This window comes from Chryseobacterium sp. II3a (genome assembly GCF_057815135.1).
Map to the genome: position 1 here is coordinate 248,226 of NZ_JBYPZJ010000003.1, position 24,047 is coordinate 272,272.

A 24,047-nucleotide genomic window follows, 5' to 3' on the forward strand; every position below is an offset into this window, starting at 1 on the left:
GTTCCGTTTTTTTGTTATTGGCAATCCTGAATTTTAAGATTATATTTGTGAAATTAAAAATGCAGAATGTCCGAAACACAAAAAAGCAGATTCCCGATGTACGCCGTAATCGTTACGGTTGTTTTTAAACTTCTTTTTTTATTGACTCATTACATTCAGGAAGATGCTTTCATCACCTGGAGAGTAGCTCAGAATCTACTGGACTATGGGGTAATCGGTTTCAATGGCGATACTAAAATCTCTGCTTCTACAACGCATTTGTACGTTTTTGTGTCATATATTTTCAATCTTATTTTTGGGAAGGAATATTTTATTGAACCTCTTTTAATTTTTAATTCCTTACTATTTACAATAGGAACATTACTCTTATCTCATCTGGTTCTTAAAAATCCCTGGCATAAGGCTATTTTCATCTTTTTAATTGGAATCCTGCCTCCCGCCATTAAGATTTCAATTCTTGGAATGGAATACGGAATCCTGTTTTTTCTGGAAATGTCTCTGTTGTATTATGGTTTCAACAAAGGAAAAAAATGGGTACTTACGCTTCTTCCAATCCTGATTATGTTTACAAGAATTGATACGGTTATATTTCTTGGGATTGCATTTCTTGTTGATACGATTTGGAATAGAAAAATCAGATGGAATTATATTTTTGGCGGAGTTCTGGGTGTAGTATCAACAATGGCTTTTAACTGGTTCTACTTTGGAGAAGTGGTCAATAATACAATTACAGCAAAGAAATTACTTTACGGACAGCAGTTTACTTTCGGAGAACATCTTGACTACTTTCTGGTAAGTTTTGGAAATTTCTGGGGAATGCTAAAGGTTCCTGGGGCCTTTAATCCAATTACTGTGATTGTTCTTGTTTTTGAATTGCTTTGCTTTATTTACCTGATAAGACAAAGAGAAAAAAGAAATTATTTCTTATGGATGATCTTTATATTCGGATGGGTGAAACAGGTTATTTTTATCTCTCAGAAAAGCCTATTCGATTGGTATTATTGGGTTCCGCAGCTTTTGCTTTTTGTTCCGGTTCTTATTTTTGTATTGGAGCAGAAAGAGAGACGAAACTTATGGCTGTCTTTGCTTGTCGTGTTTTATATTGTTCCGATGCTGGCTTTCCAGACCATCCATGCCATTGCAACTGGAAACGGGGAATGGAACTACAGAAGAACCATTGGTACGTTTCTTAACCAATATGAAAAAGATAAAAATCAATGGATCTTACTGGAGCCTGCAGGCTATGTTCCTTATTTTTCAGGATTAAAAACCATCGATGAAGTAGGGTTGGTAGACAAACAGATTCAGGAAGAGATTAAAAAAGATAAAACGAATTATTGGATCAATACGGTAAAAAACAGAAAACCGAAATATCTGCTTTCATATCAGAATTTATACGAAGGAAAAAATGCAGATTATTATCAAAGCCATTACAAGCTTTTGAAAGAATTCAGAGTAAAAGATCACCTCAAAAGTGACAATAAGATCCTGGAAAAGATCTACAACCTGAAACCTTCCGGAACAGACTATAATTTGTACATTAGAGTTGATTAAAAAATTTTGAATTTGAAAAACAGGGAAGTAGTAATAAGAAATAAATACTTTTCTCTAAAACTCTAAAACTCTAAAACTCTAAAACCTGAAAAATGAAATATTGTGCTTTTCTCCGCGGGGTTAACGTTAAAGGGACGAACATGAAAATGGCAGATGTCTGTCAGGTCTTTAAAGAGGCCGGAATGAAGGATGTGACGTCTATATTGGCTTCGGGAAATATTGTATTTTCCTCAGATAAAAATGCTAATGAATTAAAAGTAATCTTGGAAAAAGCAATGTCTGTTCATTTTTCTTATGACGCTTTTCTGTTTATAAAATCTCATGAAGAAACAGAGCTGTTCTGGAACAGTATTCCATTTGAAAAAAATGAGAACCTACATATTTATGGGTTTGTAGGAACTCCGGGTGTTGAAAATATTTTGATGGAAGAGTTTGAAAAAGCTGTTCAATCGGAGAATGAAAAAGCGGAAATTGTTAATAATATATTTTACTGGCAGGTTCCTAAAGGGAATACATTAGATTCTACTTTCGGAAAAGTTTTAGGAAAGAAGAGCCTTAAAGATCAGATGACCAGTAGGAATATCAATACGTTTGAGAAGATTCTGAAGAAGATGGAGTAGGTTTGACCTACAATACAATACAATACAATACAATACAATACAATACAATACAAAAACTCAATAGGAAGAGGCTGTCTCAAAAGGTAAACTAATGCTCTGAGAATTTTCTAAATGACAAAAGTTGTCAGACAGGAGTCCAAGAGAGGGGTACTTTTGAGACAGCCTCTTCTTTTTATAAGTATCAAAATTCCATTAGCTTTAGCCAAAACCTAAAATATCTGTGGCCTTTGTCAATGTGAGCAAAGGGGAGCAGTTTTTATTATATGTTAGTAATCACAAACCCGCTCAGCTGTTTTTACTTTAAAACACTAATATTTATACAGCTATTCACAAGCATCTGCGTAAATCTGTGAAATCAGCGGGAAAATAAAAATCTTGCAGCCTCATCACAATATAACAATTATCTTCTCTAAAACTCTAAAACCTCACTCTCTCCTCAAATAATTTCCAAGTCTGAAACTTTCTCAGTATTTTTACTGAACTTTTTAATTACAACAAAATGATTCAGTATTTAGATAATATTCAGCACAAAGATTCAAAGAACTTTTTCCTTATTGCAGGACCTTGTATTATTGAAGGAGAAGATATGGCATTGAGAATTGCTGAAAAAGTAATCAATATTACAGACAAGTATAATATTCCTTATATTTTCAAAGGGAGTTTCAAAAAGGCAAACAGAAGCCGTGTAGATTCTTTTACAACCATTGGAGAGGAGAAATCTCTTGAAATCCTTAAAAAAGTAGGGGAAACTTTCAATATTCCTACAACTACAGATATCCACGAGAATGAACATGCTGCATTAGCTGCACAATATGTGGATGTTCTTCAGATTCCGGCATTCCTTGTACGTCAGACAGATTTATTGATCGCTGCGGCTAAGACAGGGAAGTGTGTGTCTTTGAAGAAAGGGCAGTTTCTTTCACCTGAAGCAATGAAATTTGCTGTACAAAAAGTGACAGATTCCAATAACCCGAAAGTAGCTATTATTGAAAGAGGAAATTCTTTCGGATATACAGATCTGATCGTGGATTACAGAGGAATTCCTACCATGAGAGAATATGCACCTGTAATTCTGGATGTTACGCATTCATTGCAGCAGCCTAACCAAAGCTCTGGAGTAACAGGAGGAAGACCGGACCTTATTGAAACGATTGCTAAAGCAGGAATTGCAGTAGGAGCAGACGGAATTTTCATTGAAACTCATCCAACTCCTGAAACAGCATTATCTGATGGAGCCAACATGCTAAGACTAGATTTATTAGAAGATTTATTACAAAAATTAACAAGAATTAGAGAATCGATTTTGTAATTGTTAAAAAAACATTAATTTTAGAAATTCTAAAATATTTCTTTTGAAAAAACTAGTTTTACCGCTAAGCCTTATGGTCCCTATTCTGATTTTCTCCCAACAAAGAAAAAAAGATACGGCGACCACTAGAGTGACCGATATAGAGGAAGTTGTGTTCCAGAAAAAAACAACAGGAAAAACCAATGACCTTACCAATGTAAGAATTTCTGCAAAAGAAGCGAAAGCAGTAGCTTCCATCAGTGGAGGAATTGAAGGACTGATTAAAACCCTGCCTTCCGTAAATTCCAATACTGAGTTGTCTTCCCAATATATGGTACGTGGTGGAAACTATGACGAAAACCTTATCTACATCAATGATATTGAGATTTACAGACCTTTCCTGATCAGAAACTCTCAGCAGGAAGGGATGAGCATCATCAATCCGGATATGGTTTCCGCAGTGAACTTCTCAGCAGGAGGGTTTGAAGCTAAATATGGTGATAAAATGTCTTCTGCTTTAAATATTTATTATCGTGAACCTGAAAAATTTGAACTTTCCGGTGAGGCAAGTTTAATAGGAGGGAGATTAACAACAGGTTTGGCTTCTAAGAATAAAAAATTTACAGCATTATTCTCAGGAAGATATAGAAATACAAATCTTGTTCTTAATACCTTAAAAGAAGATACAGATTTTAATCCTACATATTGGGATTTCCAGTCTTATCTGAATTATCATGTTAATGATAAACTCTCTATGTCATTCATCGGGTATTATTCCAAGAATGATTATGAAATGATTCCTAAAGGGAAAAGTGTTACTTTCGGAAGTCTTCAGCAGCCTATTACTGTAAATATTGGCTATGCTGGTAAAGAAAATGACCAATACAAAAATATGATGGGTACATTTTCCATGAACTATAAGCCGGCTGACAAGTGGAAACTTACTTTGGATGCCTTTGCTTATCAGAACAGAGAAAGAGAGTATTACACCATCCGCTCAGAATATGATCTGCAGACTTTTGACCCGATCACCAAGGAACCTGTTTCCAGTTATGATGTGGGAGGCCAGACTGAGCATGCCAGAAATGATTTATTTGTAAGAACTTACGGAACACAGTTCAGAGCCAAGTTTTCTCCCAATGTAAATACAGACATTGAGGTTGGATTCAAATACGAAAAAGAAAACCTTAAAGATCTTACCAATGAATGGAAGTTGGTAGATTCTGCAGGATACAGCTTACCAAGACCGGAAGTTATTGATCCAAGAGCAGGAACTACAACAGGAGATTTGAGAATGTTCTATTATATTGCTGGGAAAAATAATATTGAACCTACAAGATTATCTGCATATGCTCAATATTCCCAGAAATTTTACTGGGGAGCAAGCAAAGTATTTTTGAATGCTGGAGTAAGAGTTTCCAACTGGAGCTTCAATAAAGAAACAATATTTTCACCAAGAGTTCAGTTTGCGATAAAACCGGATTGGGATACTGATATGTTATTTAAACTTTCCGGAGGAATTTATTATCAATCTCCATTTTATAAAGAGATTAAAGATCTTGACGGAAACTTCAACTCGAATATCAAGTCACAAAGATCTATTCAGGCAATTCTTTCCAATGACTACGAATTCTATATGTATGACAGACCGTTCAAATTAACAACGGAGCTTTATTACAAGAAAATGGATAACCTGATTCCGTATTATATGGATAATGTGAGAATCCGTTACTCAGGACAAAATAATGCAAAAGGGTATGCCTATGGAATTGATACCAGATTATTCGGAGAGTTTGTTCCTGGGGTAGATTCTTGGTTATCTGCAAGTTATGCTAGGGTGTATGAAAATATCGATGGAAGAGGAGATATTCCAAGACCTACAGATCAAAGATTTAGAGTCGCAATGTTCTATCAGGATTATATGCCACAGTTCCCTTCTATGAGGGTAAACCTTACTTTGGTGTATGCGATGGGATTACCAACAGGATCTCCTGTTATGTTTAATGATAACGGGCAGCCGGATTTCAATTCAGCATACAGCTATCAGAAAACATTACCGGCATATAAGAGAGTAGATATTGGATTGACAAAAGTATTTATTGATCCAAAGGATAAAAATAAAAAATCCGGTTTCTGGGGCAATTTCCAGGAACTATCTCTAGGAGTACAGGTTTTCAACGCATTTAATATCAATAATACGGTGGCTAACCAATGGATTACGGATTACAATACGAATTATATGTATCCCGTTCCGGTACGTCTTACAGGCCGTTTTTTCAATGTAAAGTTAGAATTCAAACTATAAAAATCTGTTCAATCTGCATGACCTGCGAGAGAATATAAAACAATAAATCCTCTGAATTATTTTTCAGAGGATTTTTATTTACCTGAATTTTATAACAAGATTACAAAATTTTATAACAACGGTTTACTGAATATTTTTAACTTTGTCTCAACAATGAAAAAGATTCTTGCCATACTATTCTCTATTTTCTACTTCGGATTCTCATCCGGAGCAGCTTTTAGCGTTCATTATTGTATGCAGGAATTTGTTTCTGTAAGCCAGAAAGTTGATGATATTTGTGGTAAATGCGGAGTCAAAGATAAAAAAGGATGCTGCAAAACAGAAATCAAAGTTGTAAAAGTTGATTATTCTCAGAAGTCTGATCTGCTGAACGTTGATTTTTTAGGGCAGGTTACAGAAATTCCCGTAACCCATGATTTTGTCTTTGTAGACAGATCCTTTTCTGCCACTAAGTTTACCCAGATTCAGATCAATGCACCACCGGAATACCAACTGGTTCCTATTTATATCAATCATTGTAATTTTAGAATTTAGAATCCGTCCGTCGTTTTCGTTGTTATCATAACATCGTTACAGACGACATGTCCTGACGCATTTCCTGTGCGTCACCTTTAATTCTTTATTTAAAAAATTAATTCTAAAATTTAAAACAATGAAAAAGTATATCATTACAGCAGCCCTATCTTTATTTTCCATTATTTCAATTTCAGCGCAGTCTAAAAAAGATGCTCAGGTTTCAAAATTGTATCAGAACTATATTGCAATCAAATCTGCTTTAGCTTCAGATGATACAGACAAAACTTCAAAAGCGGCTACAGAATTCATTAAAACGGCTTCTACCATCGACTATAAATTAGTTTCAGAAGGAAACCTTAATATTCTTAGAAAAGATGCTTCTGCCATTTCAGAAGCAAGAACTATGGATGCTCAGAGAGAGACATTTCTTAATTTATCAGACAATATGATTGCTCTGACAAAGGAATTCAAACTTTCTGAAAAACCAGTGTATGTACAATATTGCCCAATGGCTGACGGGAGTTGGTTAAGTGATGAAAAACAGATCATGAATCCATACTACGGAAAATCTATGCTTTCATGCGGAAGTGTAAAGTCAGAAATTAAATAAGTATTGTATTTATCTTTAAAATAATGAGTTGTAGGGTTTAGTTATTGTAAACTTTAAGTCCTGCAACTTCTTAAAAGTTCGGAATATTATGAAAAAGCTAATAATGTTTCTGGTACTTTTGTTCTCTGTTTTTACCTTCGCACAAACAACAAAAACATATTATACCTGTCCTATGCATTCTGAAGTAGTCTCTTCAAAACCTGGAGACTGCCCGAAATGTAAAATGACATTGGTAAAGAAAACGGTTGTAGTAAAACCAGCAGTACAATCTGTACCTAAAGCAGAAACAAAAACAAAACCAGCAGAAGTAAAAGTTAATAAACCAAAGTCTCAATCTCAATCTCAAAGCACCTATACTTGTCCTATGCATCCTGAAGTGATTTCAGGTAAGCCGGGGAAGTGCCCTAAATGCGGAATGGAGCTGGTAGAGAAAGAAGACCATCAACATGCTGCAGTTGAAGAACCAAAGGAAGAAAAGTCTGTTTTAAAAAGAAATTCGGAGAATGGAAAGATTACTTTTGGAGGGAAAACAGTTCGCTATGATCTGTATGTAAAAGATACCATTGTCAATTTTACCGGAAAAAACAGAAGAGCTCTTGCCATCAATGGTAAACTTCAGGCTCCAACCCTATATTTTACAGAAGGGGATACCGCAGAAATTTATCTGCACAATATGTTGAAGGAGAATACAGGACTTCACTGGCACGGAGTTATTTTGCCCAATGAGCATGATGGAGTTCCATACCTTACGACAAAACCTGTAAAACCTGGCGAGACTCATTTATATAAGTTTAAAATCTCTCAAAACGGAACCTATTGGTATCATTCCCATGAAGCATTACAGGAACAGATAGGAATGAACGGGATTTTGGTTTTTAAAAAGAGAGAAGGCGAGCCCAAAACAGAATATAATGCTGAAATCCCTGTGTTATTAGGGGATTGGAGTGATGATGATCCTATGCAGATCGCCCGCAGACTTCATATGGCCAATACAGATTGGTATGCTGTAAAGAAAAATGCAGTGCAGAGTTATTGGGAAGCCATTAAGTCCGGAAATTTCCGGACTAAAGCCTTGAATGAATGGAAAAGGATGGAAGCCATGGATGTAAGTGATGTCTATTATGATAAGTTTTTAATCAATGGTGTTCCAAGTTCCAATTATTCTAATCTGAAACCGGGGGATAAGGTAAGACTAAGAGTAGCCAACGGCGGTTCATCCACTTATTTCTGGCTGAATTATGGCGGCGGAAAAATAAAAGTCGTAGGAAATGATGGAAATGATGTAGTTCCTGTAGAAGTAGACCGATTGATTGTCGGAGTTTCTGAAACCTATGATATAGAAGTGACCATTCCGGAGAATAAGAGCTTTGAGTTTAGAGCTACTTCAGAAGACAGAATTGGACATGCTTCGCTTTGGCTGGGATCCGGTGAGAAAGTTGAAGCCCCCAATTTACCAAGACTGATGCTTTTTGAAGGTATGAAAATGATGAATGGAATGATGGAAATGAGCGGAAATATGAAGCCGATGACCATGACGATGGGAAATCAGATGATGGATATGAATGAAGTGATGTACCCGGAAATTCCAGAAAGCCAGAGAAAAACAACAGCAAAGCATATCAATGAAATGATGGGTGTGAAAACAAAGGAAGATAAGAAGAGCGAAGATCATTCTCAACATGAAGGAATGGATATGAAGGAGGAAAAAACAATTAAAAGGTTATCCTATAATATTTTAAAGTCTCCTGAAAAAACAATTCTTCCAACAGATAGTGTCCGTAATATGAAATTTACGCTGGAAGGAAATATGAATCATTATCTGTGGACACTGGATAACAAAACAGTTACTGAAACAGATAAAATCCTTATTAAAAAAGGAGAAATATTAAGAATCAAACTGTATAACAACTCCATGATGCGCCACCCAATGCACCTTCACGGGCATGACTTCAGATTGATCAACTCAAAAGGAGAGTATTCACCATTGAAAAACGTGGTAGACATTATGCCAATGGAGACTGTTACTATTGAATTTGCAGCCAATCAGGATGGAGACTGGTTTTTCCACTGTCATATTTTATACCATATGATGGCCGGAATGGGAAGAATCTTCAGTTATGAAAATTCAAAACCGAATCCACAGCTCCCTAACAGAAAGCTGGCGTGGAAAAACTTCTTGAAGGATAATAAAATGGTGAGTTCTATGGCCATGCTGGATGTGGCAAGCAATAAAATTCATGCAGAAACCATGACGATGTTCGGACCAAGATGGGCGAACCTGAATGAATTTCATACCAATTGGAATTTCGATCACTTTGAAGGAAGTGCAAAAGTGGGAAGATTCTTAGGGAAATTCCAATGGGCATTGCCTTATGCAGGATTTAGAGTACAGAAAAATCATGAAATTATGGAACGCCAGATGGCAGAAGATATGGGAATGGATTTTCATGGGAAGAAAACATGGTTTGGGCAGCAGAAAGCTTCAAAAAACAAATATTCTTTCATAGTCGGGATGCAGTATGTATTACCCATGTTGATTACAGCTGATGCCAGCGTAGATCAGAACGGTAAAATATTACTGGAACTGAGCAGAGAAGATATTCCACTTTCCAGAAGATTAAGAGGAAACTTCAGTGTCAATTCCGATGGGGAATTTTCAACAGGAATAAGATATATCGTTCAGAAATATTTATCTATTTCCGGAAATTATGATAATGAAATGGGCTGGGGGGCCGGTGTTACCTTAACCTATTAATTGTTAATCACATTTAATAAAATTAGTAAGAAACAATGAAAAATATAATAACCGTATTGTTAGTAGGTGCTTCACTATATTCATGTACTAAACCCGAAAATAAAGGATCTGAAAATAAAGCAGCAGAGCCGGAAATTAAAAGTGCAGATAAAATGGATTCGGTCGTAGCTTTACATCAAAACCAGGAAGTAAAAGAAAGTCCTACAGAAAATAAAAAAGAAACCGTTGAACTTTCAGCTTTTCCTATACAGCAGGTGATTAAAGGATATCTGCCTTTAAAAAATGCTCTAACTCAGGATGATTCTCAAAAAGCATCTGATGCTGCTAAAAACCTGTTTTCTATACTAAAGAAAATAGATATCAGTAAGATCAATGTAAAAAATAACTCGGAATTGCGCGATATTCTGGAAAGTGCTTCAGAAAATGCAGAACATATTGGGGAGAACTCTGATGATATTGGACATCAAAGAGAACATTTGCTCTCTCTGAGTAATGATATGGCAGATTTGGTTGAGGAAGTAGGAACTGGTGGTTTAAAATTATACCAGGATTTCTGCCCTATGTACAATAATGGAAAAGGAGGAACCTGGATCAGTGAGACAAAAGAAATTGTCAATCCTTATGAAGGAACAAAAATGCTCAACTGTGGATCTGTAAAAAAGGTTTTATAAACAGATGAGTCTCTTCATTAAAAGAATATTTTGGGGGACTATCCTTAGTTTTTTAATCATTCAGATGATTCAGCCTGTTCGTAATATTGATTATGGGCAGGTTTCTTCATCTGACATTTCAAAAGTGTATCAGGTCCCTAAGAAAGTACAATCTATTTTGAGAGCTTCATGCTACGATTGCCATAGTAATGGAACGAACTATCCTGCTTATGCATACATTCAGCCATTCAGCTATTTTATTGAAAATCATATTAAAGAAGGGAAAAAGGAGCTGAACTTTAGCGAATGGGGGCTTTACAGCCAAAGGAAACAATTTAATAAACTAGAAGCTGTTGAAAACCAGATAAGGCAAGGAAAAATGCCACTTTCTTCCTACCTCTATCTTCATCATGATGCAAAACTGTCTAATGAAAAAATTAGAGAAGTTGTTGATTGGATAGAATCAATTGATAAAGAGGATAAATAGAAGAATAAAGACAGAAAATTTGTGGATAAAAACTAAAAACCATCTCAGGAATGAGATGGTTTTTGTATTGAGTTTTGTATTGTTTATTTTTTAGGTTTAGCTTCCTGGGCTTTTTCTGCTGGAGTATAAGTAACTTTTGTTATATCAACTGTCATTTCTTTCAAGCGTTTTGCCACATCTTCAGGCATATCTTTCTGGAATCTTCCCCCGATAACTTCGGAAAGGAACTTCTCGGTTTCGGCATACATAGCCATGCTGTTGACAGGTTTTCTGAATCCGTGTCCTTCATCATCAGCTAAAATATAATTTACTTTTTTGCCTTTATCACGAAGGGCAATCACAATCTGATCTGCTTCGGCCTGTTTTACTCGAGGGTCATTAGCTCCCTGAATAATAAGTAAAGGTTTATTGATTTTATTGACACTGAATAAAGGGCTTGCCTCACGCATTAATTTTTTACCTTCTTCAGTTTTTGGATCACCTACCATACCATAAAGAGAGGCACGTGCAGATTCCCAATAAGCTGGAACAGAATCTAATAGGGTGAAAAGATTGCTGGGTCCTACAATATCCACCCCTGCAGCATATACATCAGGAGTGAATGCTAATCCGGCAAGAGTAGCATATCCACCATAGCTTCCTCCCATAATCACCACTTTATTTTTATCAGCGATACCTTTATCAATCAGGTATTTTACGCCCCAGGTAATATCATCCTGCATGAGTTTTCCCCATTGCAGATCACCTGCATTCTGAAATTTTTTACCATATCCGCCACTAGCTCTGAAGTTAGGTTGAAGTACAGCATAACCTCTGTTGGCCAGAAACTGAACAATTGAATTATAACCCCAGTAATCTCTCGGTCCTTTTGGCCCTCCATGAACCAGCACTACTAAAGGTGAATTCTTACCTGAAGATCCTACAGGTAAAGTAAGATAAGCCGGAATTTCAAGCCCGTCACTACTTTTGTAGCTGATTGGGGTCATAGAGGCAAGGTTATTTTCAACTTTTTTCAGTTCAGGTCTTGGAGTATACTGGAAAATTAATTCTTTTGTTTTAGTATCAAAAAAATAAGACTCAGAAACAGAGTTGTCGCCCCAAACCGAGATTAAAAATTTAGAATAATCTTTTGTAGAGCTTGAAAAATTAACTTGCTTACCCGGAAATTTACTTTGTAGGAATTTATAATTAGCTTCCCACGCTTTATCTTTCCAGTAATATTCAGTTTTATCACCGGTGTAAGAGGTGAAAATAATTTTTCTGGTATTCCTGTCTGCTGATAAGCCTCCAAAATCTACTTTTCCTTTAGGGTCGTTTTCTATTTTAGTAGTTTGCTTAGTTTTTGGGTCCATCAGGAATAATGCAGATTTATCCAGATCACCTTTATTGGTTACCAGATAAAATTTTGAATTATCTTCGTTCCAGTTCGGAATATAAGCTTCCTCGGTGACTAATGTTTCATAGATTGGAACCAGCTTTTCTCCATCTTTATAGAGAAATTGAGTCATTCCTTTATCATCTGTTCTGTTTAAAATTCTGAGCTTTTCATCCCAGTCGAAATCATATCCTGTAATACGGTCTTTATTTTCGAATTCCTTTTTCAGTTCACCGGTAGAGATCTTTAATGAGTATAGATCATGCCATGCTTTATCGCGGTTATTCAATCCAATCATTAACAAATCAGGATTTTTTCTGCTGACCATATAAATCTGAGCGGCCACTTCGTTAAGGGGTGTCAAATTTCGGGATTCAGGAACACCATTCGTTGCTTTAGCCATGGGATCTACAGCGAAAATATTAATATTCTCATCCCCGTTTTTATCCTTTACATACAGAATATATTTTCCATCTTCTGACCAGAAATAGCCATTTAACGGTCGTTTACTATCGGTTAATGGATGGGCTTTTTCAAAGGGTTCATCGAATTTTTTTACCCAGATATTCATAATTCCGCCATATTCTTTCAGAAAGGAGATCCATTTTCCATCCGGACTTAGCTGGCCGCCAGTAATTTCGGGGTTTCCAAAAAACAATTTTCTATCCAGTAATTGAGCTTCCTGTGCCCGAAGGCTTTGAAAGCCTATCATCAGGAGCAGTACATAAAAGATTTTTTTCATATTTTTTTGATTTTTGATAAGGTTAATTTAGTCATTTATTTTTATAGATAAATGATAATTGTATTTCTGTCTGGTTGAAAATGTGCAGGTTATGTTTTGTATTTCAATTCAAATATTTTTTTGCTATCTTTTTATTAGTGTTTTCCGGAGTGAGACTCATCATGAAATTGCGCAGAGAATTCCCGTGTTCCCATTGAGAAATTTTTCCGATGGTACGGTTGGTATTGATAATGTAATCTACTTTTTTTCATTTGATTTTCTGAAAATATGAATAGAACATTACAGGAATTATATTGTTAAAATATAGCTTTCAGACACTTTTTTAAAACCATATCTGTTAAAAAACTGATGAGCTCCATGATTATTCACACCGCTTTCCAGCAGAATGAAACTGATATTCCAGTTTTTAGACTCCTGAATGGCTTTTTCCAGCAGTTTACTTCCAAGAGACTGTCCTCTTACTGACTGATCCAAAAGCATATCTTCCAGAATCGCATACTTTTTAAAAGGACTGTTAATAACATTGAAAACCATCATCCCTACAATTTCTTCGTTTTCATTTTCTGCAATTAAAATATTCAGCTTAGAACTCCCATCAGAATTGAAATCGGTAAGGAGCTGTTCCGTTAAAATAACATCAAGATCAGGATTCCAATGATGAGAATCTATCGCTCTGCCGGACATCATTTCGCCATGGGAAATGTAGGAATCCGTTTTATGGGTGATAAAAAAGTCTACTAACTCTTTGATTCGCGTTTTATCTGTAAGCCATTGTGTAGTATAGTTCATGAGATATTTCTATTTTAATTTTTTTAACTCTTCCAGTAATTGATTCTGTTTACTGATAAACTGATCCAGGCTATCTGTTTTTAAAGGGTGTGCTTTCTGGTACTTTTCAATTTCAGGAAGTGTTTTTCTGATTTTGAATATAATATATTGTTCATAGATCGTACTTTGGTTTGCTTTAGCCTTTTTGATAAGATCTCTGATAGTCTTATTCTTTACATTATATTGATCTTCATTGTTTTGAATTTCTTTTTCGATTTCTTTTTTTGCGATAGAATCAGTAATTGAACCGGTAAGATTTTTAGCATCATGATAATAATTTTCTGATTTACTAATAATATTGGTGTACTCACCAATAATAATACTGGTTTCACTGTTGATGTCTGCTATTCTTTTATCAAGACTCTGTAATGCTTTATCATTTTTTAAAAGTTCACCATAGATGCTTTCAACCAAATTTCCACCGCGGGAATAACCACTCTTGGCAATGGATGAAATGGAAGACTCTGCATTATCAACTGTATTTTCTATAGTTGGCTGGTTTTGAGATTTATTCTCTCTACAGGAAAGTACAGATAGAGCCAGTGTTGCTGCAAAAAGTATTTTTTTCATGGTGATGGTGTTTTATTATTATATTTTGTGTGAGTTTTTGTTTGTGATATTAGTTGATTGCATTTTAGAAATTGTTACAAATGCTTATTAATAGAATCTAAATCAACATTTTTATTCTTTAGGTTTAAGATTACTGTCATGCTTCCTGCAGCATCATTTACTTTTATTTCAAGAAGATGGCCGGATATGGATTGAGAAAGAATCTTAAGTTTTTGAGTTCCTGGCAGTATAATTTCCGGATTATTATTTAAATGGAGAATAGATCTGTTGAAGGGAAGGATAAAAATTTCATTTTCTAAAAAAATAATGTCAGCAGTTTTATAGGTAAGAGTAGGATCAATAACGGTCGTATTTACAAAGCTGATCTCAATATTTTTTACCAGTTGATGCTTTCTTCTTCTCATATAACTGAAAAAAAGATTTCTCTTTTGCTTAAAATACAAAGCAGTCCCGATACTGATGAGAATGAAAAGTAAAACCGTTCCGGCAAAAAGAGAAGAAAAATCCTGATCCATAAATACAAAAATAAAAAAACGGAGCCTGAAAACAGACTCCGCCTATAAAATTGTTTGTGCTAAAATTATTTACCTAAATAAGATTTAAGGATCTTACTTCTGGTATTGTGTTTTAGTCTCTTAATTGCTTTTTCTTTGATCTGACGAACTCTCTCTCTTGTAAGATCGAAAGTCTCACCAATTTCTTCTAAAGTCATTGGGTGTTTTCCATTCAGTCCGAAGTATAATCTTACCAAATCAGCCTCCCTTGGAGTTAAAGTGTTTAATGCTCTTTCAATTTCAATCTGAAGAGATTCAAGCATCAAATCTTTATCAGGACTTGGAGACTCTCCTGAACGTAATACATCATAAAGATTAGAATCTTCACCTTCTACTAAAGGTGCATCCATAGACAGGTGTCTACCGGAGTTTTTCATAGATTCTTTGATATCTTCCTCACTCATGTCAAGAACTTCAGCCAATTCTTCTGGAGAAGGTGGTCTTTCATTTTCCTGCTCAAGGTGAGCATATGCTTTATTAATTTTATTGATGGAACCAATTTTGTTCAACGGAAGTCTTACAATTCTTGATTGCTCAGCCAGCGCCTGTAAAATTGATTGACGGATCCACCATACTGCATAAGAGATAAATTTGAAACCTCTAGTTTCATCGTACCTTTTTGCCGCCTTCATTAATCCTAAGTTACCCTCGTTAATTAAATCGGGTAAGGAAAGACCTTGGTTTTGGTATTGCTTAGATACAGAAACTACGAAACGAAGGTTGGCTTTAATTAATTTCTCCAATGCGGCTCTGTCGCCAGCACGTATTCTTTGTGCCAATTCTACTTCCTCGTCCGCAGTAATCAGTTCCACTTTACCAATTTCCTGCAAATACTTGTCTAATGAAGCAGTTTCCCTGTTGGTAACCTGCTTAGTGATTTTTAATTGTCTCATTTATTTTTTCCTCAAAAAAGAGTTACTATATAATATACGTATGAAAATACAAAAAGGTTACACAAGTTTTACTTTTTTATTAAATATTTTATTTGAACGAGGGTAGGTGAAGCCAGAACAACGATTCATTAGTTGAAAAATAATAAGAAAATAATATGATTGAGTCTAAAAGAAAGAAAAATAATACCTTAATACAATTCTCTATAGAATGACCTCCATCATTCCCCTCCTTTGGAAGGGTGTCGAAAATTCTTTGAATTTTTGACGGGTTGGTGCTCTACATTATAATTATATATATTTAAACAAAAAAAAACGGAACCAAAGTCCCGTTTTTATCTTTATAAGAATTTTACTTTAAATTAAAATAGCTCGTTCAATACTTTCGCCAATCTCAATCCTCCGTATAACAATTGTCTTTCAAGAGTATCATTGAATTTATATTGATAGTCATAAGATAATTTTGAACCATCAGGAGTCTGTGCATAGATCTTGTTGGCAATTTTGTGAGAATCATATAACCAGTCTTCCAAAGTCCCGGATTGAATCTGTGCAACTTCTTCTTTAGATTTAATATCCAGAAGTTTAGAATATTCTGTGTAGCTGTATTTTTGAGAATCTACTAATTTTCCATCCCAAACAGAGTGTAAATTAGTTTTATCTCCAAAATAGGTAACATTGATTTTGTTGCCTCCTAAATCATCAGCTCTTCCTACGTGTAATGGCTGAGCAAGGTCTCCCATGATATGAATAAGAAAAATCAAAGCAATTTTTCTGTCTTTTGCTGATGTTTTTTCATCTTTGATCTGACTGGATAGGGTATTCACCTGAGTATAAAGACTTGGCCCTGCCTGCATTTTTAAGTTTTGATCAAAAGCTTTCAGGTCAGTTTGAGGATCAATGTTTACATAATGCCATGATGAAGCCTGCTTCCAAACCCCGGTAGTATCAGATTTGATGAAATCCGGCCAGTTAGCCCAGTATGCAAGACGTTCTTTGCCCATTATTTTCTTGATCTCTCTTCTTGCCTTTCTGGAAAGGTGATTTTCTGCAATATCTGCAATTACTCTGTGCCCCGTCAATCCCCACGCATAAGAATAAAGTGAAGAGGAAATGAATGCTAAAATCAGAATTTTAGAATAAATACTTTTCATTTTAAATAACAATTTTCAATCTGCAAAGATACGCTCCCTTTCCGAATCAGCATACATTCTCATGAATTTATTCCATAAGGATGATGTTAATAAAATTTAATCTAAATAAAATAGGGAATTGTGCTAGGTTTGAAGGACGATGTTTTGCGGATGAGATACAGATGTTAAAGCAATATATATAAGGATAGAAATAAAATCCCTGAACTTAAGACAAAGTTTATTTGCTTTAAAAAGAGAATTGGATTTGAATGTGAGGCTAAAAATTTTAAACTTTGAATTTTAAACTTAAAACCATAAACTATTGATAATGAGTTGGTAAATTTAAATTTTAAACCCTGAATACATCTGCTTACCACCGTATTTTTACGGAATTTACTGAAAATTATTCCTTTTAATGTCAATAAATTAGTATTTTTAGAATAAAATTATTGGCAAAATATTTTTTCAAACTTATGAGATATATTATCTTTACAAGTCATAATCACAGGAAACACTATGCATGAGAACAATATTGTAGAAATGAACTATAATAAGCTGCAGACCGACTTTAAGGCAGAAGCTGTAGCTGTTAATCTTTTAAAATATCACCGGACAGTAAGCAATATATTTATTGAAAGAGTCGGAGTGAATGACCGTGCCTATCTGAAGGATATTAAAGGTATTTCGAGCAGTTATCTAGGTTTTGATGAAGAAGTTTTTACGATAGAAAGTTATAGAGAAGGTATTTACGATTACCTTCCGGAAGGGTTGTTTCACCCGCCTTCTCTCGGAGCTTCCAGAAAAAATGTAGATACTGTTGTAAGAGAGATCAGAAAACAGAAAAGAGTAGAGGATGATGCACGAAAATTTTTCCGTCCTTTTGAATTGGAGATCTTTTTCACAGAGATCAGTGCTCTTCTGAAAGAGTCTGAATTTGATATTACAAGCAATACAGATGCATTGCTGGATACAGTAAGTGAGCTTTGGCCGTTAATCGATATGCTGGATAAGCAGAGTGCTTATATATTTATGCATATTCTGCCATTTTTCCACCAGATCCGTGGAGATAAAAGATGGTTTGAAAGATGTATGACCGCTTTTCTTAAGGTTCCGGTTAAGGTAAGCTTTTCTCCTAATGTTATTGATGAAATTGAAAAAAATGATGATTCAATGCTATTGGGGAACTCCAGATTGGGGGTAACCTATATTCCGAGTGGGAGACATATGGACGGACAGCGTAACTGGGTGGTGAATATAGGCCCAATTCCTTATGAAGAAATGAAAAAATACATTCCGGGAAGTCCGTTCAGAAAAGTACTTCAGACACTTTATGATTATTTTCTTCCTGTTACAGTAGACATAGAGGAGAATTTTGTTACAGAAAAACTGGAATACTCGTTCAGTCTTGAGGATGATGAAAGAAATGCCAGCCGCCTTGGATACTCTACATTCCTCTAAATTATTTTATATATATTTACAACTACCAACAAAGTATAAATTCGAAAAGAAACAAATGGAAATCTCTTCAGTAAAAGGTATTTTTTTAAGGTATATTTTAATGCCTTTAATTGCAATAATCATGATGTTTATCCTGGGTATTATCAGGAGAAATAAGCCTGCGATCAAAATTAAGGTAATTATTGTATACGTTCTTCTGTGCAGTTTATGTCTGGCTCTTCCAGGCTTTTTTGGATTTGCCGGAAATCTTTTTAACCCATACTGGTATCTCATTGCACAGGTTGTTTACCTTATTTTTGGGATTATTCATGTCAACTTATTACACAAATATTTCAAAAAGCATATTGATTCTCTAGCAATGAGTATTTTGTTTGAATCTATCCTTTCATTGACGTGTATTGTATTAGGAGGGTATTTGTTTACCCTGTTATTCAACTGGATGAGTAAAGGGACAGGATATGCAGTGATGGCGGCTACAAGTATGTTGATCTTTGTCGTTCCTATGGTATTTTACTATTGCTATATTCAGTTTATCAGCATTCCTTTTGATATTTATAAAACATGGAGGTATTCTCCGGAGCAAAAGCTTCCTGATTTTGAAGGAGCAGATTTTGACCGTTTGATGGTTTTAAATGTTGAATTAAGCAAAAACCTTGAAGACTCCAACCGATTCAGAATTAAGGCAAAAACCCTTCCTACAGGAATTACTTTTGGAGATTGGTTTTACAGAGTGGTAGATGATTACAACCACAAAAATCCAGGGTCCATCATTCACCTTTCAGATGAAGTAAGAGAACCTTATTACTGGATCTTTTATACTAAAAAATCGTTTTTCAGCTTTAGAAAATATATAGATTTCGACCAGGACATCACTACCAATAGCATTTCTGAAAATGAAGTGGTTATTTGTAAGAGAGTCATTCAGCATGAAGAGGAGGGAGTCGCAAGAAAATCATAACACAAAAAATTAAAAGTAGTAAACATGATACAGCCTATTAAACATTTTGCAATCAATTGGGTGGATGGGATGAAAGTTTCCCAGAGACACCTTAATGATCAGGATAATTTCTTAATTGATACCATCAGAGATTCCAATTCACTTGGGATTACTCCATATAACTACGGGCTTTTGCCTATTTCTACTGAGTATACAGACCGTACTATTTTTGATGTTCACAATACAGCAACAAATGATGTACAGTTGGTGATCAAAAGATGCAGCGCTGTTACTTTGGCGGGATACCGTATCGAATTAAATGATAGAAGAATCAGTGTGAAATCATTAGCAAAGTCAATGAACGAGGAGCAGGCTGATGGTGAATATTATATTTTGATTTCTGTAAATCCATTTGATAAAGTTCCTTTTGGAGATATTGATCCGGAAGAAATTCCGCCACGCCACCCGAATGCACAGCCCAATCACCACATTGAATTACTTCCTGTAACTTCTTTAAACAGCAGCTACTCTGGAGGAAATTATCTGATTATCGGGAAAGTAGATTTGAAAGCTAACATTGCTCAGGTAGATTCTAATTTTATTCCACCTTGTACCTCTGTTCAGAGCCATCCGGCTTTGGTAGAGTATTACAGTAGTTTTGCAAAATCAATTGGGAATCTTCAACAATATGCTTTTAAAATCATTCAGAAAGCATCCCACAAGAATCAGAACACAGCCTTAGCACAGAACGTTAAGTTTGTTTGTAATACAATGGTAACTACTTTTGGAGATATGTATTTCCAGTTCAGAAATGTTACCCCTTACCAACCTCCAGTATTTTTGATTGAGTCTTTTGCAAGATTAGCCCTTCATTTATACAATTCAACACAACTTCTGGTTCCTGCAGAATTGGAAGAAATGCTGAACTATAGCTTAGAGTGGAGTGAAATTGCTCCCCATACTTTATTGAATCAATTGTCTATCGTAGCTGAAACAAATTACGATCATCATAATTGCGGTGAGCCATTATTGTACATTCAGCAGATGCTAAGAAGTTTGGAAACTATTTTCTCTAAACTGAGCGAACTGGATTACATCGGTCAAAGAAAAGAAAATATCATTGTTAATGAACAGGAAGTTACTACGAATACCAATCCGAAGAGAGGTTGGAGCGTATTGGACTAATTCAGATCCTTATAAAATACAAATCCCGAATGATTGTTCATTCGGGATTTTTTATTGGCCCTTTATCAGAATACAACTACCTAGAAATTTTAGTATCTCCATTCTAAATAAGTTTCCGGGCTTCTGTACATTATATTGCTTTCCCTACATCATATATCCTACATCAGGTTTTTTCGAATGTCATACCCAAGAAGCTTACCCGATAAGAGCAGTCTGTAATTGGTTGATAATTAATAGTTTGTTTTAGTTAAGTATATGTGTAGTAGGTTGTTTTTAACAATATTTTTTATTTATACTCTAGTTTTGTGGAAATATATTACTTATTACAAAGTTTGTTTATCAAATCATTAATAATTGATGTAGTAATGTTGATAATAATGAAATAACTCAAAAAAATATCTATGAAAAGAAAATTGTCTAAAATCTTTTGTCTTTGTCTTTTTTCTGCCGGAACAGTAGTGATGGGGCAGAATAAAATCAAGGTAAGCCTGGATGCGGGATACACCTATGGTACTTTAAATTCAGATCTTTCAAATCTTGTTGATTCAAGGTACACGGGGCGGTATGGTTTCGGGGTCAACCTGTCCGGAGAATATATGATTTGGAAATCACTTTTTGTTTCTACAGGAGTTTCCTTCCAGCAAAAGAATTATAAGTTTGAGAGAACAGGAAATCGAGAGGGATGGTATACAGACTATAATAACAATTTTTTAACTCTTCCTTTAATGGTTGGAGGTTATATCTTGAATAATCCACATGAAACTACCGGCGTGTGGATCAAAGTTGCAGGAGGGATGTATACCGATTACTGGCTTCGTATGGGAAGAAAGGGACGCTATCCGGTATTTAATGAATTGCAGGAAAACGGAACTTTTAATTATACAGAAGTATCAGATACATATGATTTCAAAAAGAATGAAAACCAGCTTAACCGATGGGGATATGGGTTGGTAGGTCAAGCCCAGTTAGGGTATTCTTTAAAGAAGTTTGATGTATATGCATCCTATAATTACCAGTATGGGCTTTCGGACATCAATATGGCAAATGATGATAAAGATCGTAAATCAACGATCCGATCCTATATGATTTCTTTAGGCGTTTCCTATAAGTTTAAATAAAAAGTTTTCCTATCAATTAAAATATATAAAATGAAAAAAAATATCATCTATTTAGGGTTAGCACTGCTTTCAGCATCTATGACATTCAATTCCTGTATGCAGGATAATGATTCTTCTATTACAGAGCCAACAAGATATACAAGCAATGACATAAAATCCTATGCTGATCTTTTTAAAGTATTCTGGACGGTAATGGATCAGCGGTATAATTATTTTTATGAACAGAAAGGAAAAGACGGGATGGATTGGAATGCTATCTACAAAGAATATTATCCGAAATTTGCCGCTTTAAAATCCTATAATGGAATGGGGGTAAGCGATGCAGAATTGCAGGCGGATGCTGAAAAAGCAAGAATATATTTTACAGAAATTATAAATCCAATTATTGATAGACATTTTTACGTTAAAGTAAAAGTACCCTATTCAAATTCCGGTATTACCAATACGTATACATTTTACGGAGGAATGAACGAAGCAAGAGCCAATATTTATCCGTTTGATGCAAAATATGGATATATGAAAGACAGACTTCAGGATGGAGCTGTATTGAGTAATAATTTTTTATTAGCGGGGAATCTAAAGTCTAATCCGGGAATTTACTATTTCAGCTTCAAAAGTTTCTCTTTATCTGCAAATTTTAAAATTACACTTCTCGATAAATATTTAAGTCCGGATCCTGGAAATTCACTTGTTCTTACACCTGCTGCTATTGAAAGCAGCACGCAGCTCAATGCAATTAGTGATGTTAACAAGAGAAATGAAGTTAAAAATTTCACTATAAATATATTAAACCAATGGAATTCATTCCCGAATTCAACTGAAATGAAATCTTTCAACAGCCAGATTGGAGCGTTTAAAAGTACAGAAGGCTTATCAGATTCATTTTTAGATTTAACCCAGCAATTACTTACTAAATCTAATAATCTCGTAAAATATAGTAGTTCAGCTACCTATACATCAGTGTTAAGCAGTGAAACGCTTCCGTATATCCAGTGGTTTATCCAGCAGATGGATAATCATGTAAAATATGGATATAACTTGAGCCAGTTTCAGAATGCTGCAAATAAAATACTGATAAATGCTCCTTTTTACAAAAACTTCCTGAATCCTTTGCACAAAGGAGATATTAAAAAAGTGATTATTGATTTAAGAGGCAACGGTGGAGGTGCCATTGTTGATGCTCGTTTTTTCACAGATCGGTTTATTACTAAAAATACTGTTGCATTCTATCAGAGAACAAAAGAAGGAAACGGACAATTTAATTATACTCCATGGGTTCCGGTACAGGCACAGTCTCATATGTTTGGAATTCCCGGGAATATTCCGGTTGTTGTTTTAACGGATAAAGGGAGCGCGAGCATGTCGGAAATGTCTACCTTGATGCTCAAAAGCCAGGGATCGCATGTTATCTCAATAGGAGATTACAGTGCGGGAGCTACTGCAGGCTTGGGAGGATCAGATGATTTTAACGGGGGTACCCGGGATGCTATCGCTGGTGGGATTTTAGAGTTTTATATGCCATTGATGGCGACTAAAAACCTCAATAATGAAGTCATTGAAGGGGTTGGTGTGAAGCCTGATATTTATGTAACCCCTCCTTCGGATACTGAAGTTGCACAAATGACAAGCAGTCCTAAAACATTTGTAGACAGGGCAATGGATGAAGCTGTTAAATATCTTTCAACAAAATAATACTATAAAAAAATACCTGGCTCCTGCCAGGTATTTTTTATTCAGATCGTTTTTATTTTTTATTTAAAAGTTCTAATGTGTGTTCTACATGTCCACCTCCTTTCCATTCATCATGTCCGGGAAGAATCAATGTTGCTTTTGAATATTTTGCTTTCAGTTTATTCATTGTCTTTGGCCATTCTTCTAGGTTGGCTTCTTTAGTATATCCTAAATCAGTAGCTGAATTACTTTTTACGAGGCAGCCACCATCCAGAACATTGTATTTTGGGAACCATACCACAACATTATCAGCAGTATGTCCTTCGCCAAGGAAATCCACTATAAACTCTTCGCCACCAATACGGTAAGGTTTTCCGGTTTTAATGATTTCAGAAGAGGTTGCTTTTCCATCTTTTTTTAAAAACTCATTTGTCTTAGAGGTAGCATAAGTTTTAATTCCTTTATTATTAAAAAAGCTAAGATCTCCGGCACGGTCATCATGAGAATGTGTAGCAAATACAGCAATAACAGGTAAGTTGTGACGTTTTTTAATAGTGTCCATCAGGCTTTGGTATTGTACTTTTTCCCATGGAACATCAAATAGGACAACACCTTTTTTAGTAACCAGATATACTGAATTTGCAGAATATTCTCTCCCTCCGAATACTCCAAATGTTTTATAAATATGTAAATTATTTTTGATCGGTGGTTCGATTACAAAATCTTTTACCTGTGCATTTGCAAAAGGGCTCAACAACATTGAAACAATAAAAAACTGAATGCTTTTTTTCATAATTTTTA

The 24,047-nt window shown here is 35.1% G+C and carries 21 protein-coding genes; 14 read left to right on the plus strand and 7 right to left on the minus strand.

What is annotated here, in order from left to right:
- Positions 1–66 precede the first annotated feature (66 nt).
- The 9 genes from AC3HD6_RS09660 (at position 67) to AC3HD6_RS09700 (ending at position 10,785) form a co-directional block, all read left to right on the plus strand.
- Positions 67–1,554, plus strand: a complete 1,488-nt coding sequence (locus tag AC3HD6_RS09660) for a DUF8728 domain-containing protein (protein ID WP_488896138.1) — start codon at positions 67–69, stop codon at positions 1,552–1,554.
- A 92-nt stretch (positions 1,555–1,646) separates the two neighbouring features.
- Positions 1,647–2,174: a DUF1697 domain-containing protein gene (locus AC3HD6_RS09665; protein WP_488896139.1), complete on the plus strand. Its 528-nt coding sequence runs from the start codon at positions 1,647–1,649 to the stop codon at positions 2,172–2,174.
- 499 nt (positions 2,175–2,673) lie between these two features.
- A complete protein-coding gene (gene kdsA, locus AC3HD6_RS09670) occupies positions 2,674–3,483 on the plus strand; it encodes a 3-deoxy-8-phosphooctulonate synthase (protein ID WP_068943429.1) in 810 nt (269 codons plus the stop codon).
- 43 nt (positions 3,484–3,526) lie between these two features.
- On the plus strand, positions 3,527–5,767 hold the full coding sequence (locus tag AC3HD6_RS09675; RefSeq protein WP_488896140.1) for a TonB-dependent receptor plug domain-containing protein: 2,241 nt from the start codon (positions 3,527–3,529) through the stop codon (positions 5,765–5,767).
- Positions 5,768–5,920: 153 nt separating this feature from the next.
- Complete coding sequence (locus AC3HD6_RS09680; protein WP_488896141.1) at positions 5,921–6,301, plus strand: HYC_CC_PP family protein; 381 nt, start codon at positions 5,921–5,923, stop codon at positions 6,299–6,301.
- 118 nt (positions 6,302–6,419) lie between these two features.
- Positions 6,420–6,893, plus strand: coding sequence for a DUF3347 domain-containing protein (locus AC3HD6_RS09685; protein WP_488896142.1), 474 nt, complete (start codon positions 6,420–6,422; stop codon positions 6,891–6,893).
- Positions 6,894–6,981: 88 nt separating this feature from the next.
- On the plus strand, positions 6,982–9,648 hold the full coding sequence (locus AC3HD6_RS09690) for a multicopper oxidase domain-containing protein (RefSeq protein WP_488896143.1): 2,667 nt from the start codon (positions 6,982–6,984) through the stop codon (positions 9,646–9,648).
- Between the two features lie 35 nt (positions 9,649–9,683).
- The gene (locus AC3HD6_RS09695) at positions 9,684–10,319 is read left to right on the plus strand and encodes a DUF3347 domain-containing protein (RefSeq protein ID WP_488896144.1); all 636 of its coding nucleotides are present in this window, start codon (positions 9,684–9,686) and stop codon (positions 10,317–10,319) included.
- 4 nt (positions 10,320–10,323) lie between these two features.
- Positions 10,324–10,785, plus strand: a complete 462-nt coding sequence (locus AC3HD6_RS09700) for a heme-binding domain-containing protein (protein WP_488896145.1) — start codon at positions 10,324–10,326, stop codon at positions 10,783–10,785.
- A gap of 83 nt (positions 10,786–10,868) precedes the next feature.
- Here the strand turns inward: AC3HD6_RS09700 and AC3HD6_RS09705 are convergent, their stop codons facing one another.
- The 6 genes from AC3HD6_RS09705 to AC3HD6_RS09730 all read right to left on the minus strand — a co-directional run bounded on the left by AC3HD6_RS09705 (position 10,869) and on the right by AC3HD6_RS09730 (position 16,898).
- On the minus strand, positions 10,869–12,902 hold the full coding sequence (locus AC3HD6_RS09705) for a S9 family peptidase (protein ID WP_488896146.1): 2,034 nt from the start codon (positions 12,900–12,902) through the stop codon (positions 10,869–10,871).
- Positions 12,903–13,190: 288 nt separating this feature from the next.
- Positions 13,191–13,691: a GNAT family N-acetyltransferase gene (locus AC3HD6_RS09710; protein WP_488896147.1), complete on the minus strand. Its 501-nt coding sequence runs from the start codon at positions 13,689–13,691 to the stop codon at positions 13,191–13,193.
- A gap of 9 nt (positions 13,692–13,700) precedes the next feature.
- Positions 13,701–14,300, minus strand: coding sequence for a hypothetical protein (locus tag AC3HD6_RS09715; protein WP_488896148.1), 600 nt, complete (start codon positions 14,298–14,300; stop codon positions 13,701–13,703).
- A gap of 74 nt (positions 14,301–14,374) precedes the next feature.
- Positions 14,375–14,815 (minus strand): hypothetical protein, encoded by a 441-nt coding sequence (locus AC3HD6_RS09720; RefSeq protein ID WP_488896149.1) that lies wholly within the window; start codon positions 14,813–14,815, stop codon positions 14,375–14,377.
- Between the two features lie 65 nt (positions 14,816–14,880).
- Entirely contained in the window at positions 14,881–15,747 is an 867-nt protein-coding gene (locus AC3HD6_RS09725) for a sigma-70 family RNA polymerase sigma factor (protein WP_002979276.1), read from the minus strand.
- Between the two features lie 359 nt (positions 15,748–16,106).
- Entirely contained in the window at positions 16,107–16,898 is a 792-nt protein-coding gene (locus AC3HD6_RS09730; protein WP_488896150.1) for a S1/P1 nuclease, read from the minus strand.
- 495 nt (positions 16,899–17,393) lie between these two features.
- Here AC3HD6_RS09730 and AC3HD6_RS09735 point away from each other — a divergent pair, with 495 nt between their 5' ends.
- The 5 genes from AC3HD6_RS09735 to AC3HD6_RS09755 all read left to right on the plus strand — a co-directional run bounded on the left by AC3HD6_RS09735 (position 17,394) and on the right by AC3HD6_RS09755 (position 23,267).
- Positions 17,394–18,335: a type VI secretion system baseplate subunit TssG gene (locus AC3HD6_RS09735; protein ID WP_488896151.1), complete on the plus strand. Its 942-nt coding sequence runs from the start codon at positions 17,394–17,396 to the stop codon at positions 18,333–18,335.
- Between the two features lie 55 nt (positions 18,336–18,390).
- Positions 18,391–19,293 (plus strand): TssN family type VI secretion system protein, encoded by a 903-nt coding sequence (locus tag AC3HD6_RS09740; protein WP_068943417.1) that lies wholly within the window; start codon positions 18,391–18,393, stop codon positions 19,291–19,293.
- Positions 19,294–19,317: 24 nt separating this feature from the next.
- The gene (locus AC3HD6_RS09745; RefSeq protein WP_488896152.1) at positions 19,318–20,457 is read left to right on the plus strand and encodes a hypothetical protein; all 1,140 of its coding nucleotides are present in this window, start codon (positions 19,318–19,320) and stop codon (positions 20,455–20,457) included.
- Between the two features lie 401 nt (positions 20,458–20,858).
- Entirely contained in the window at positions 20,859–21,575 is a 717-nt protein-coding gene (locus AC3HD6_RS09750) for an outer membrane beta-barrel protein (RefSeq protein WP_488896153.1), read from the plus strand.
- Positions 21,576–21,605: 30 nt separating this feature from the next.
- Positions 21,606–23,267 (plus strand): S41 family peptidase, encoded by a 1,662-nt coding sequence (locus AC3HD6_RS09755; RefSeq protein ID WP_488896154.1) that lies wholly within the window; start codon positions 21,606–21,608, stop codon positions 23,265–23,267.
- A 52-nt stretch (positions 23,268–23,319) separates the two neighbouring features.
- Here the strand turns inward: AC3HD6_RS09755 and blaIND are convergent, their stop codons facing one another.
- Positions 23,320–24,039, minus strand: coding sequence for an IND family subclass B1 metallo-beta-lactamase (blaIND, locus tag AC3HD6_RS09760; protein ID WP_488896155.1), 720 nt, complete (start codon positions 24,037–24,039; stop codon positions 23,320–23,322).
- Positions 24,040–24,047 lie beyond the last annotated feature (8 nt).